12 protein-coding genes are annotated in these 12,511 nt (G+C 69.7%); 7 read left to right on the top strand and 5 right to left on the bottom strand.

Annotated elements, in window-relative coordinates; all coding sequences use genetic code 11:
• Nucleotides 1-3 precede the first annotated feature (3 nt).
• Entirely contained in the window at nucleotides 4-471 is a 468-nt protein-coding gene (locus tag E6P78_RS29060) for an NUDIX domain-containing protein (protein WP_136206621.1), read from the bottom strand.
• Between the two features lie 213 nt (nucleotides 472-684).
• On the opposite strand from E6P78_RS29060, the gene E6P78_RS29055 reads away from it, so the two are divergent.
• Genes E6P78_RS29055 through E6P78_RS29040 form a run of 4 tightly spaced genes read left to right on the top strand, consistent with a single transcriptional unit; the run spans nucleotide 685 to nucleotide 3,786 of the window.
• Nucleotides 685-1,818, top strand: coding sequence for a helix-turn-helix domain-containing protein (locus tag E6P78_RS29055; protein ID WP_346765634.1), 1,134 nt, complete (start codon nucleotides 685-687; stop codon nucleotides 1,816-1,818).
• A gap of 25 nt (nucleotides 1,819-1,843) precedes the next feature.
• Nucleotides 1,844-2,413, top strand: a complete 570-nt coding sequence (locus E6P78_RS29050) for an isochorismatase family cysteine hydrolase (protein ID WP_136206619.1) — start codon at nucleotides 1,844-1,846, stop codon at nucleotides 2,411-2,413.
• Nucleotides 2,414-2,417: 4 nt separating this feature from the next.
• Nucleotides 2,418-3,332: an FAD-dependent oxidoreductase gene (locus E6P78_RS29045; protein ID WP_136206618.1), complete on the top strand. Its 915-nt coding sequence runs from the start codon at nucleotides 2,418-2,420 to the stop codon at nucleotides 3,330-3,332.
• A 49-nt stretch (nucleotides 3,333-3,381) separates the two neighbouring features.
• Nucleotides 3,382-3,786: an NUDIX hydrolase gene (locus E6P78_RS29040; RefSeq protein ID WP_136206617.1), complete on the top strand. Its 405-nt coding sequence runs from the start codon at nucleotides 3,382-3,384 to the stop codon at nucleotides 3,784-3,786.
• Nucleotides 3,787-3,855: 69 nt separating this feature from the next.
• Here E6P78_RS29040 and E6P78_RS29035 read toward each other — a convergent pair whose 3' ends face one another.
• From E6P78_RS29035 to E6P78_RS29020, 4 genes are all read right to left on the bottom strand, one after another.
• Entirely contained in the window at nucleotides 3,856-5,574 is a 1,719-nt protein-coding gene (locus tag E6P78_RS29035; RefSeq protein WP_136206616.1) for a mobilization protein, read from the bottom strand.
• A complete protein-coding gene (locus E6P78_RS29030; protein ID WP_076967746.1) occupies nucleotides 5,571-5,912 on the bottom strand; it encodes a hypothetical protein in 342 nt (113 codons plus the stop codon). The genes E6P78_RS29035 and E6P78_RS29030 overlap by 4 nt, the downstream gene beginning before the upstream one ends.
• 325 nt (nucleotides 5,913-6,237) lie before the next feature.
• Entirely contained in the window at nucleotides 6,238-7,617 is a 1,380-nt protein-coding gene (locus E6P78_RS29025) for a hypothetical protein (protein ID WP_168712731.1), read from the bottom strand.
• Between the two features lie 252 nt (nucleotides 7,618-7,869).
• Nucleotides 7,870-9,390 (bottom strand): DnaB-like helicase N-terminal domain-containing protein, encoded by a 1,521-nt coding sequence (locus E6P78_RS29020; protein WP_136206615.1) that lies wholly within the window; start codon nucleotides 9,388-9,390, stop codon nucleotides 7,870-7,872.
• A gap of 320 nt (nucleotides 9,391-9,710) precedes the next feature.
• On the opposite strand from E6P78_RS29020, the gene E6P78_RS29015 reads away from it, so the two are divergent.
• The 3 genes from E6P78_RS29015 (at nucleotide 9,711) to E6P78_RS29005 (ending at nucleotide 12,415) form a co-directional block, all read left to right on the top strand.
• Nucleotides 9,711-10,205, top strand: a complete 495-nt coding sequence (locus tag E6P78_RS29015) for a helix-turn-helix transcriptional regulator (protein ID WP_136206614.1) — start codon at nucleotides 9,711-9,713, stop codon at nucleotides 10,203-10,205.
• Nucleotides 10,206-10,367: 162 nt separating this feature from the next.
• Entirely contained in the window at nucleotides 10,368-10,664 is a 297-nt protein-coding gene (locus E6P78_RS29010) for a helix-turn-helix domain-containing protein (protein ID WP_136206613.1), read from the top strand.
• Nucleotides 10,661-12,415, top strand: a complete 1,755-nt coding sequence (locus E6P78_RS29005; protein WP_136206612.1) for a tyrosine-type recombinase/integrase — start codon at nucleotides 10,661-10,663, stop codon at nucleotides 12,413-12,415. The genes E6P78_RS29010 and E6P78_RS29005 overlap by 4 nt, the downstream gene beginning before the upstream one ends.
• Nucleotides 12,416-12,511: the final 96 nt, after the last annotated feature.

The following is a 12,511-nucleotide window of genomic DNA, read 5'->3' as shown; positions in this document are numbered from 1 at the left end:
CGCTCATGCCTCGCGGATCGGTGTGTCAAGGACGGAGGTGATCGCGTCGGTGTTCGTGGCGATGAACTCGGCCAACTCCGGCGGCATCAGGTTCAGCTCACGGACGGCCTGGGCGGTGAAGGGCACCCGGACCACCTCGTACCCGCCCCGCTCCGGCTTGTCGAACTCGGTGCCCGTCCGTGCGGCCAGGTCCATCGATTCCAGGCGCGCCGCGAAGATGTGCTGGACTCCGACGCCTCCCTCCAGCGCGTCGGTGATGAGGTGCACGAGCTCGGCGCGCTCCAGCTTGCCGCCCAGCTCCTCGAACACCTCCCGGTGCAGCGCCGCCTCGATGGTCGCGTCCTCTTCCTCGACGCCTCCGCCGACGGATACCCAGTACGGCTCCCTGCCGGGCTTGGTGCGCTTGATGAGGACCAGTTCGTCGCCGTCGAGAAGGATGGCGCGGGCGTTGCGCTTGACGATGTCGGTCATGCCGTTTGCTCCTTGGGTGTGTAACCGGAGAGAACGGGCGGAGGGGCGCTTTTGGGCCGTGGCCGCTTTCCCCGGTTCGTGAATACAGCATGGTGCAAACTGATCGCTGAGTGTGACGCACGGGTGCTGCAGCAATGCCGCAGTAATGCCGAACAGGACTGCTCGCACAGGGTGTTTCGGCGTTTCACCAGGCGACGGACGGGGGGTACGACGGTGGTGACTGTGCAGAGATGGTCCGGGCGTGAAGCACGGCTGCTGCGCGAGGCCCTTCGCATGAGCCTGCGTGACTTCGCCGCCTACCTCGGAGTCAGTGACCGGACCGTGTCGAACTGGGAGGGTGGCGGCGCGGGTTACCAGCCGCGTGCCGAGTCCCAGGCTGTGCTCGACACCGCACTTGACCGCGCATCGAACGAAGCGCAGGCGCGCTTCGCGGCGGCGCTGGGAACGAACGGCGCTGCGCCGCCCGTGACAGGCCAAATCGAAGTCGACTCCCACAAGTTCCTGCCAGTTTTCATCGGCGTCGAACGCGCCGGCCGACTCCGTGCGCACATGAGACCGAGTGCGCACGACGGTTGGCTGGAGTCCTCCTCGGCCCACGTCGACCACCCCGAGGCACAGGAGTGCGTCCTTCACGTCTTCGCGTGCGGGGTGGCCGTCTTCCACCTCGTTCAGCCGCACCAGCCTGCCGCGCTCACCGACCTTGCGGTCTGGCGGTACCGCTCCTACGCCTCCGACCTTCCCTGGGCACGAGACAAGCTCCGCGACCTCCTGGACGAGGAACCCGCCGGCGTTCCCAACCCCGAGTACGTCCTCTCCCTCTACTGGCTCACCTCGGGCCCCTGGTCCGGCGACGCCCACGACACCGCACTGCGCCTGCTGTCCACGCCCTCTGTCCTGGTCGACCGCGGCGCCCCGGACGGCCCAGCTCCTCTGGGCGGTGCGGTCGAGGAGTCTCTCCTCGCCACCGGCTTCGACCACCCCGACATCGTGTCCTTCGGCGTACGGGGTGTGTCCACCGCCTACGCGGGCTGGTCCGGCGTTGCCTATGCCTCTCACTCCCGCGAGCGCAGCCTCACCATCGACGAGTTGGTTACCTGCGAACTGACCGTCCAAGCCCTCTGGTGCTTCACCCGCCAGGTGCAGCAAATGATCGAGGACGGCCAGGACCCCTTCATGCCCGAGCAGTACGGCTGGCGCTTCCTGCGTGCTGCCTCCTCCCGGCTCACCACCGCCCGAGCCCAGGAGACCGCTCAACACGTTCTGATGCGGGAGGCCATCATGAAGACCAGCGGGCTGGCCGAACGGCTGCGCGCCGCGCAGGACGCTCTGCGAGAGGGCGTCGGGTGAGAACACAGGGCAGGAGAAGCAACGGATGGACATCGGCAGCGCCGCGCTGGTCGTGATCGACATGCAGAACGGCTTCGTGAACGAGCGAAGCCGCCACGCGGTGCCCGCGATCTCCGATCTTGTCGCGCAGTGGACCGGAGCCGGCCGACCTGTGATCTTCACCCGGTACTTCAATTATCCGGACAGCCCGTACGAGCGCTTCTTCCAGTGGCGCCGCCTCCAAGAACCACCGGAGACCGACATCGTCCCCGAACTCGCGGAGGCGGCAGCCCGCGCGCACGCGGTCGTCGACAAGACCGGCTACACGCTCTTCACCCCCCAGGCAGCCGAACTGGTCCGCGGGGGCGGCTGGACCGACCTCGTCTTCTGCGGGATCGCTACCGAGAGCTGCGTCCTGAAGTCCGCGGCCGACGCCTTCGAACACGGCCACGCACCCTGGATCGTCACCGACGCCTGCGCCAGCGACGCCGGCCCTGACGTACACGACGCCGGACTCGTCGTCGCACGCCGCCTGATCGGAACCGGCCAACTTGTCACCACCGAGCACGTGGTCGACCAACTCGCGGCGTATGCAGGGGCCCCGGTGCTGGAATAGCTCCATGGGCGACACGCTGTACGACACCGACCTCATCATCATCGGCGGCGGACCCGCCGGGTGCGCTGCCGCACGCATGGCCGCCAGCGTCGGCATGGGCTCGATTCTGGTCGAGCCGGACCGGCTGTGCCGGAACCTGTACCGGATCCCGGCTCTGAACAACGTCCTCGGCGGCTACACCGGCGGCCCCGAGCTGGCCGACGCCATCGTTGCCGAGCTGAAGAACACGGAGCTGTGCCGCCTCGCGCTCGGTAGGTACGTCACCGAGCTTCGCGCCGCCGACGACCAGGTGACCGTCACGTTGGACACGGGCGCTTCCCTCACCGCCCCGTACGCCATCGTCGCCACGGGCGTCGGCCCTCTCCAGCCCAGCGAAGCGCCCTGGATCACCGCCCCCGCCGGCCTGACCCTGCCTGCGCTCTGGCAGACCGACGCCGACGACGCCCAAGGCCGGACCCTCCTCGTCCTCGGCGGCGACCGCCCGATCGGCACCTTCCTGCGCGCCCACCCGACCACGGACACGCGCCTTCTCGTGGCGTACCCGGCGACGGACGCGTACAAGATCGACGAGATCCGCGACGACTCACGGGTCACGCTCCTCCCCGCCGATCACCTGACGCTGCACGGTGGGGAAGGTGCCCAGCTGTCGGCCGAGGCAGTGGGAAGGGACGGTGTCCGCCGGACGATCACGGCGGACGCGGCGTTCCTCAGCCTGGGAAACGCCCCCGCCGCCCCACCCGGAGACCTGATCCGTGGCACGGACGGATACTGCCCGCCCACCGACCAGCACCCCCGCGTCATCGTGGCCGGCGACCTCCGCTCCGCCCGCTTCCAACGGATCATGACCGCCCTGGGGTCCGGCAGCGAGGCAGCGCTGCACGCGTACTACGCGGCCCGGGACCTGCTCATCAAGGGGTGAGGCCCCGGCGTTGTGCATCAGGGGATGGCTCTTGGAGGGGGGAACCCTTGTGACCAGCAGGGCAGAAGTGGCGGTCGCTGCTGCCATCGTCGCTCGGGACGCGCGCGTTCTGCTCGTACAACGACGCGTGACGGAAGGCGCCCTCTCGTGGCAGTTTCCGGCGGGAAAGATCGAACCCGGTGAAACACCCGAAGAAGCCGCCGTACGTGAGACCCAAGAAGAGACCGGACTACGAGTGGCCCCACAAGAGTCACTGGGGTGCAGAGTGCACCCTCTGACGGGTCGGGAGATTCACTACATCGCATGTCGGCCCGTTAGGGGCGAGGCGGCCGTTGCGAGCGCTGGTGAAGTGGCCGACACGGTCTGGGCCATGCTCGGTGAGATTCCTCAGTACGTGCCGTACGGGCTGTTCGAGCCGGTGCAGCGCTATCTCGACGCTGTTCTGCCGGCGTGAGCCCTGCCGAGCATGCTTCCTTGAAACGCCACGAGTGTGCGGCTGGCGCGGCAGGGCTGGAACGTGCGGTCAGCGCCGCCGTGGGGAGCCATTCAGAGGCATGACGTCGCTCCGGAGTACTGGCTCCGGTGGGGCGACGGGGCGCTTCCCGTGAGTGAGTGGAACCTGGAGATTCCGAGGGCCAGAAGGAAGATCGGCTGACCTCCGTAGCCGCCACACGAGTACGTCACTCATGTGCGCTGCCGAGCCCAGTTCCCTGCGGGCCGCTGCCGCGGTGAGCAGAGTGGTGGCGCTGTGCCCGGCTGCCTGAACTTCGTCGAGCGTGGCAACGAGAGCGTGCCAGCCGGGTTCGGCGATGATCCGGTCGGCCAGTTCAGGCAGGGCTAGCCGTACGAGGGCGGCATGGCGGTGTTGCCGGGAGGGAGCCATGCGTACGCCTCGCTGGTGCAGAGCCGCTATCGGGCGCTCGGCGGCGGTCCGGTAAGCCAGGCGGAGATGTTCAGCAGCCCGGTGCGCGGCTTCAGCCTGCTGGGCATGCTGCTTCCCGGCGTGCCAGTGAGCGGCGGCAGAGACCAGAAAGATGAGCATGTCGATGGCCATCGCGGTGGCGGCGCCGTCCTCGCCTCGGCCGAAGGCCGGGCCACTCTGCACGAGGTCACGGGCGGCTCGGCGCGGGGCGTGGTCGTGGCCGCGTGAGGCACGTACGTGAGAGCGGGAAGCGCGCTCGAACGCGGCCGCTGCGGCTTGGAGCTCGTGGCGGGTGTGGGCCGCAGACGTCTGGGCGAGGGCGTCGAGCACTTCCCCGGTGGCGGCGATCTGCGCGGCGACGACGCCGTTCTCGCCGTGGTCGACGACGAACAGGGCCTGCCAGGCGGCGCTGGTGGCGCGACGACGGGCGGATGCAGGTCCGGTCACCGGCGGCAGGGCCGGCTGCTGGGCGGGGTGGTCAGGGTTCCCGTTCCAGCGCTCGCGGATACGGGGCAGGGAGAGATCCGGGGCGAGCTTGGAGCCGGAGTAGAAGACTGGCTTGCCCGTGGCGTTGCGGTCGCCGGGGAGGGCGACGGTGTAGCCGAGGGGGTCGCCCGACGGTGCGACACGGCGTCGCACGAGCAGGCCGGCCCCGGCGAGGCGGTCGAAGAACTCCTCCTCGCTTCCGGCGCCGGCCACCGAGCGCCGGACCGCCTCCCGCAGTTCCTCGCGCGGGGTGCGTTGTCGACCTTGGCGTTCGGCCTTATGACGTTCGGCGCTGGTGGGTCGCTTGGCGGCGGTGCCATCGCCCGGCGTGACCCGGCGCAAGCTGTAGTCCGTCTCGATGAGGCGGGCCTCGGCCTGAGCGCGGCGGGCTTCGTTGTGCAGGCGGGGCCGACGGCCGTCGTCGCGGACCAGGGTGGCGACGATGTGGATGTGGTCGGCGGCGTGCCGGACGGCCGCCCACCGGCAGGCGGCGTCGTCGCCCTCGGGGTCGATGCCGGTGGCGGCGACCATGCGGCGGGCGATGGCTGCCCAGGCGTCGTCGGGCAGAACCGGGTCTTCAGGGCTGGCGCGTACGGACAGATGCCACACGTGCTTGTCAGGGCGGCGGCCGGTGGGCAGGGCGTTGACGGGCTGGTCGAGCAGCCGCTGCAGCTGCCCGTAGGTGGCCTGCGGATCGCGGCCCGGGTCGGGCATGAGCGGGTCGAAGGCCGCCACGAGGTGCGGGTCGGTGTGCTCCTCGTGCGTGCCGGGGCCGTACAGGTAACGGATGAGGCCGATCGTCGCGCTGCCGCGCTTATGGATTCGAGGGATCATGCCGGGCAGCCACCGTCCCGGTGGGCGAGCAGGGTGTCGGCGGCGTCTTCCATCCGGCGGGCAGCGTTCAGGACGGCCTGAGCGGCGGCGTCGAGGTGGGGTGCGTCGGCGCCGGAGTTGAGTGCCTTGGCGACCTGATTGAACAAGCCATGAATCCGACCCAGGTGCCGGCGGGCGGCGAACACCTCATCGAGGACTTCCCGCTCGGTGGCGATCTCGGCCGCAGTGCGGGTCAGGTCGCGGGCCGCCTTGTCGACTGCGTAGGCGAGGAAGGCGGCATTGGTCATCTGGCACTGGGCGGCTGCGTCGGTGAAGCGCTGGTACTCGGCGTCGTTCATGCGGCAGCTGGGCTGGTGCAGGCGCTTTCGGGGCTTCGGCTGACGGGCGCGCTGGCGTCGCCGCGAAAGGGGCTCGGCCTGCCGTCCCCCTCCTGGCTGCGGTCCGCCTTCGGTCGCAGCCTGCCGGTCCGGCGCCCCCTCGCGAAGGGCCGGTCCCGCCGCCCTTGGGGCGGGAATTCCGGGAGCATTGCTCCCGGGACAACTTGCTCCGCCTTCTGCTGGGGTGGTGGTCGGCTGCTGTTGGCATGCGGCGGGTTCGTGATGGGGGTCGCGCACGGGATCTCCGTCTCAGGTCACCGCTGGGGTGAGTCGTTGCGGTCTTGGGTCAGGAATCTGCGTGTGCGGCCCCGATCCGGGACTTGAACTCGCGGACGACACGGCCCACGACGTTGCTGGAGACGCTGTAGCCGGCGTCGCGCACGGCGTCCTCCACACGGTCGCGTCCGACGCTGCCGGTCTCCTCGTACACGCGGCGGGCGGACGCGAGGATGACCTCGTCGGAAGCGCTGGGCTTGCGCACGGACCGCTTCGGCTTCGGCGTGTGATGCCTGGCCGATGGGGTGAGTGAGGTGCTGCCCGTAGGAGGCGGAGCGGCGTCTTGCGGGCGCGCCACCTGGTGCGAGCGGGCGGCCGTTTTCGGGCTGGAGTGGTCGGTGGGATTGGGGCCGGCGCCCGGGTCGGGCGCCCCGTCGACCGGATCTGACGGGTGCGGGCGGGCGTGGTCTTCTGCCCGCCCGTCGCGGTCTGCCCGATCGTGGTCGGTCGCTTGCCCGTCGGCTTCTGCCTGGGAGGATCCGGGCTGCGCAGTGGGCAGGTCGAGGGGCTGCCCGACGGGCAGGCTCCAGCGCTCGGGCAGATTGACGGTGGCCAGGGCGGCTGCTTGACGGCGGGTGGCGAGCTGGCGCAGCAGCTGCTCGTTCCGGAACGGGTCGGCATCGATGCCGGAGCGGGCGAGCGCCTTGGCAAGCCGACGTATGGTGCGGCGGCCTGCCCGTTCGGTCCGCTGTCCGGGAGTCATCTCAGCGAGGCGAGTAGCCAGGGCGACGGCCCGCTGCGTGGCCCGATCGCGGATGATCTCAGCCGCGCCCTGGTCCTGTTCGAAGACCCCCAGCCGGGCGAGCAGCCGCTCGCGGGCCTGCCGAGTGAGTACAGCGCCGAACCCGTGGGAGGTGGCGTCGGGAGTGCGCTGACGGAGCTCGATGCCCATGGCCAGGTGCCACAGCACGGCCGCCATCACCGGGCCGGTGAAGGCGCGTACGGTGCCGCCGACCGGGCCGGACTCGGCGTAGGCGGGAATGGTCTGCATGGCGGTGATCACCCAGACCAGGACTCCGGGCAAGCCGGCCGTCTGCCGTGGACCATGCAGGTTCTGCCGGGCCATCAGCGCCATCGAGAACAGGGCGAGTTCAGCGGCGGAGAACATCGCTGTGCGCTCGGCGGTGTTGCGCATGTCGAGGTAGTGGGCGGCGAACCGCCAGCTGGTGTCCGCGCTGTAGGCCGTGCACACGAGCGCCGCCACGGTGGCGGTGACGACGGCAGCCGAGGGCCGCCGCTTCCGATCATGGGGGAGGCGTTGGCTGCGTCGGGCCCTCAGGCCCGCGAGCAGTGCACCGGCGGCAACCGCCAAGACGGCGGCGGGCAGGAGCGGGCTGTCGGCGTACGGGAAGGGGGCGGTGGCGAGTGTTTCGGGTATGGCGGGCGGCATGCGCGGATCTACTCCGGGGGAAGGGCGGGGAGACGACCACGGCGTTCACGGAGGGGGCGTACACGCGGGCCCCCTTCTAAAGGGGGGCCCGCGCGTGATCGCTTAGGCACGTGTACGGCGTGTACGGGCGCGTGATCGCTCTACCTGCGGTTTTTCGGTGACCGTGTGCCCTGTGAGCGGTTCACGAGGGTGCACGGGCGTGGAGGCCACGTGCACGGTCCCGTGAACGCTTCGAGGGGGCTGGCGAGGAGGTCAGCCGACGGCGGTGAGGTGGCGGGCGGAGGCGTAGTAGCGGGCCTGCTGGCCGCCTCCGGCCCCTCCGGCGATGCCGTCGGTCTTGGTGGCCAGGCCGCTGTCGACGAGGCGGCCGAGGTGGCGTCGGGCCTTCTCGATGTCGGCGCGGTGGGGTTCGCCTCCGCCGATGAGGACGGTGGCCAGGTCGCGTGCGGTCAGCCCGTTGGGGGCGTTGCGCAGCAGGACGGCGGGGTCCTTGGTGGGGTCGACGATGGTGGTGCCGCGCACATGGTCGTGCGTGACGTCCAGGGGGCCGACCTCACCGGTGGGGGTCTTGAGGTGGTGCAGGGTGACCGCAGGATCTCCTGCCCGTCCGCTCACGAACAGGACACTGCCCGCGCCGGCGGTGATCCAGGTGGAGCCGTAGACCTGGTCCAGGCTGGGGCGTTGCCCACGTGGGGCGTCCGCGGTTGCCTTGCGCTGGTGATGCAGTTCCAGGATCTCCACGCCGTTGCGCAGGGCGCGCATGCGGGCGTTGTGGAAGGCGACCGCGAGACTGTCGTCGACCATCGTGCTGACCGCGTCCTTGAGGCTGTCGATCACGATCGTGTCGGCCTCGTGGGCGGCGGCGAGATCGGCGAGGAGGTCGGGCTCCTTGTCGAGGGTCGCGGGCAGCGGGCCCTGCCAGACCACGAGCCGCTCGCGCAGGATCTTCTCGTCGGTCGAGAAAACGCGGCGGGCCATGGCCTTGGCGATCTGCTTGGGGCGGTCCATTGCCAGGTAGAGCACTCGCCGGCTTGGGGCGACGGGCATCTCCAGGACGGTCTCCTGGAGACCGAGGCGGGCGAAGATCACTTGATGGGCCAGCGTGGTCTTGCCGACGCCCGGAGCGCCGACGATCATCAGGCTCTCGCCCGGTGCCCAGACGGTCTTCTCACGCGTACCCCACAAGGGCTCGGCGTCCGCCCCGCTCTCTTTGACGAATGACCACCCGTCGGTGGCGAAGCGGGACAACCGTCCTTGCCCCGAGGCGAGCGCACGCTCACGCTCTGCGCGCACTTCCGCTTCGACTTCGCTGCGGATCGCCTCGGGATCGGCGCCGGGTTCCCGGGCCCGCTGGAGGGTTCGTACCGCCGAGGTCACCAGGCGGCGAAGGTCAGCCTTCGAGCGGAGGATCTCCGCGTGGTATTCGGCGCTGCTGGTGCCGTAGGGGGCGTTGGCGAGTTGAGACAGGTAGGTGTGGCCACCCACGCGCTGTAGGTCCCCTTGCTGCTGGAGCAGCTCGGTGAGGACGATCGGGTCGGTGGGTTTGTCCTCGCGGTGCTGAGTGAGGAGCGCGCGCCAGATGGTCTCGTGCGCGGGCCGGTAGAAGGCGTCGTCGCCGAGGATGGGCCTGACCGCGGCGATGACGCCGGGTTCGTGCATGCAGGCGCCGAGGACTGCGCACTCGGCGTCCAGGTTGAATGGATGCTCCGTCGGGGTGGAGCCTTCGTCGAAGCGGGATGGCGTCTGGGATGGCAGGGTCGTACCCTGGTTCACGGAGCTCCTCACCCGGCAGGCCATATGGGGCGGCAACCCCGGCCTCCGGTTTCGATCGTTCAGGGATGGATGGTTGTGCGGTGGAGCCTCTATTCGGCCCCGGTGTTCGTAGCACCGGGGCCGCTTGCGTGTGCGGTTCCCTCCGTCGCTGTACGGCGGAATACGACCATAGCCGAGATTTTCGGCAACGCAATGCCTTGCATTTCAATCCGCAACGATGTTTAGTTGTGGACGCTGGATCGATTGGACCTGTCGACGTGTGAAGGGAGGCGCGAGTGAGCGGTGAGGAAGGCGCGGAGCGCGCCGGCCCAGGTCGACCGGTGCCGGAAGATCACGTCGCCGCACGCGTCAAGCTGGAACGCGAGGTCCGTGGTTGGAGCACGGTGAAGCTCGCCGAGGAGATGGCTGCTGTCGGTCATCCGATCAACCAGTCCGCGATCTGGCGCATCGAGAGCGGCAAGCCCCGTCGCAGGGTGAACCTCGACGAGGCGCTCGGCTTCTGCAAGGTTTTCGACCTCACCATGCAGGACCTGACCGGCCCGCCGGGGGAGCTGGCCACGCCCCGCATTCGGCAGCTGGCCCATGAGTACGTCCAGATGACGCGGGAGTACCACCAGCTTCGAGCGGCGATCGACCGGAACCAGATGCACCTGGGCGAGATCCAGAGGGAACTCGATGCCTACGGGGACAAGGGACCCGAGCGGAGAGGGCAGGTCGACGAGCTCCTCCGGCTCGAAGAGCGGGCGTTGATGAGAAGCATGCACCCGTCCCGGGCCCACCTGCGAAACCAGGGGCAGCGACCCGTCGGCGAATAGCCGACCACTGTCTCTTCCACGGCGCTACGAACGCCGAGAACACCACACGTGGCGACCTCCGTCGCCGACGATCAACCATCCATCCCTGAACGACGCCACCGGCCAGGCCGGCGGGAGTTGCCGCTCCCGCGACGCCGCGAGGCCGGCGGGAGGAGTATCCCCATGCCGCAGCCCACGCTGCCCATTTCCCAGATAGCCCAGCTCCTGGACGTCCCCGAAGACGCCCTGCGCATCCTGATGGCCGAGCGGCGACCCGTCGGCGACACGACCTTGGTCGCCCTGACCGTCTCCGAGGCCGCCCGTCGAATCGGCATCGGCCGCACCAAGCTGTACGAGTACGTCTCGTCCGGTGAGATCGCCTCCGTCAAGATCGGGAGCTTGCGCCGCATTCCAGCGGAGGCGGTGAACGACTTCATGGCCCGCCGACTGTCGGCGACCGATTTCGGGGCCGCCGCGTGACTCGCACCTCCACACCGAAGTCTCGCCAGCCCAACGGCGCCTCCTCCATCTACCTCGGCAAGGACGGCCGCTGGCACGGCCGAGTCACCGTCGGCGTCAAGGACGACGGCACCCCGGACCGGCGCCACGTCAGCCGTAAGACCCGCGCCGAGGTCACCAAGGTCGTCCGCGAGCTGGAGCGCCAGCGCGACAAGGGCGCGGTGCGCAAGGCCGGCCAGTGGTGGACCGTGAAGACCTGGCTCACCCACTGGGTCGAGAACATCGCTGCCGCGCATGTCTCGGAGAACACGATCGACGGCTACCGCGTCGCCGTCTATCACCACCTCATCCCCGGCCTCGGCGCCCACCGACTGGAGAAGCTGCAACCCGAGCACCTGGAGCGCTTCTACAAGAAGATGCAGGACAGCGGCAGCAGCGCTGGCACCGCCCATCAGGCGCACCGGACTCTCCGCACCGCACTGAACGAGGCCGTACGGCGCCAGCACCTCACGACGAACCCGTCCTCCATCGCCAAGGCCCCCAAGGTCGAAGAGGAAGAGGTCGAGCCGTACACGGTCGAGGAGGTCCAGCACCTTCTCGCCGAGGCTGCCAAGCACCGCAACACCGCCCGCTGGGTCATCGCGCTCGCACTCGGCCTGCGCCAGGGTGAGGTCCTCGGCATGCATTGGGCAGACGTCGACTTCGACCTCGGCGTTATCCGCGTACGTCGCGGCCGGCTGCGGCCCCGCTACAAGCACGGCTGCGGAGACCGCTGCGGACGCAAGCCCGGCTTCTGCCCTCAGAAGATCAACACGCGGCGCGAGACCAAGAACGCGAAGTCCCGCGCCGGCCAGCGGCCTATCGGCGTACCCGAAGAGCTGCTCCAGCTCCTGCGCCGGCACAAGGAGGACCAGGCCCGCGAGCGAACCGTGGCCCGTGACCTCTGGTCTGAGAAGGGGTACGTCTTCACCTCGCCGACCGGCGAGCCTCTGAACCCGAACACGGACTATCACAAGTGGAAGGAGCTACTGAAAGCCGCAGGCGTCCGAGATGCCCGTCTCCACGACGCCCGCCACACGGCCGCCACGGTCCTGCTCATCCTCGGCGTCGCCGACGCGGTCGTCGACGCCATCATGGGCTGGGAGCCCGGCAAGTCCGCCCGGATGCGTCGCCGCTACCAGCACCTGACCAGCCGCGTCCTCAAGGACACCGCAGCCAAGGTCGGCGGCCTCCTGTGGGGTACGGACGAGACCGCGGGAAGCGCTGCGCCGCCGGAGGCCAGCCAGAGTCCCGTCCCCGCCGAGCTGGTGGTCCACGTCGCCCGCCTCGGCGAGCGGTGCGTGCCCTTCCTCTACCGCGAGCACGCCGACGAGGTCGTCGCACGCTGGGGCGAGGACTGGCCCGACTACGCCGCCGAGGTCGAGGAATGGGACCGGTGGCGGTGGGAACACCAAGGCCCGGAGGGCGCGAGCGCCATCCGCGACCGCATACCGGAGCGGGCCGTGGTCTTCCACGCCCGAGCCTTGTTCCTCCCCGGCGGGGAACGCACGGCGACCGGAGGCCCAGAGCATTGGTCGATGCCGGCCTGGGACTTCGAGACAGACCGCTACACCGACCGCGCCTCGGCCTGGCGCACCGCCCGACGACCCGGCACGGGCCAGGAGGTCGAGGCGCAGGTGCGAGGCATGGACAAGGCCGCCGTAGAGGCTGCCTTCGCCGAGGCGTGTGCACAGGCTGTGGATGAGGTTCCCCCGAGATGCGAAAGATGCTGACAGCGGGTCAGATGGGTGTCATGAGAGGAGCCCAGACGATGCCTGCCCCGAGAAAGTACCCGCTGGAGTTGCGTGAGCGTGCGGTCCGGATGTACC

Origin of the sequence: Streptomyces sp. A0958 (assembly GCF_004795035.1) — a bacterium.
GTDB lineage: Bacteria > Actinomycetota > Actinomycetes > Streptomycetales > Streptomycetaceae > Streptomyces.
This window is presented reverse-complemented; position numbering and strand designations above follow the sequence as displayed.

Bases quoted from the DNA above. Each gene is read 5' to 3' on its own strand.
- E6P78_RS29060 (WP_136206621.1), bottom strand. From the start codon at position 471: ATGACCGACATCGTCAAGCGCAACGCCCGCGCCATCCTTCTCGACGGC.
- E6P78_RS29050 (WP_136206619.1), top strand. From the start codon at position 1,844: ATGGACATCGGCAGCGCCGCGCTGGTCGTGATCGACATGCAGAACGGC.
- E6P78_RS29045 (WP_136206618.1), top strand. From the start codon at position 2,418: ATGGGCGACACGCTGTACGACACCGACCTCATCATCATCGGCGGCGGA.
- E6P78_RS29035 (WP_136206616.1), bottom strand. From the start codon at position 5,574: ATGATCCCTCGAATCCATAAGCGCGGCAGCGCGACGATCGGCCTCATC.
- E6P78_RS29030 (WP_076967746.1), bottom strand. From the start codon at position 5,912: ATGAACGACGCCGAGTACCAGCGCTTCACCGACGCAGCCGCCCAGTGC.
- E6P78_RS29025 (WP_168712731.1), bottom strand. From the start codon at position 7,617: ATGCCGCCCGCCATACCCGAAACACTCGCCACCGCCCCCTTCCCGTAC.
- E6P78_RS29010 (WP_136206613.1), top strand. From the start codon at position 10,368: ATGCCGCAGCCCACGCTGCCCATTTCCCAGATAGCCCAGCTCCTGGAC.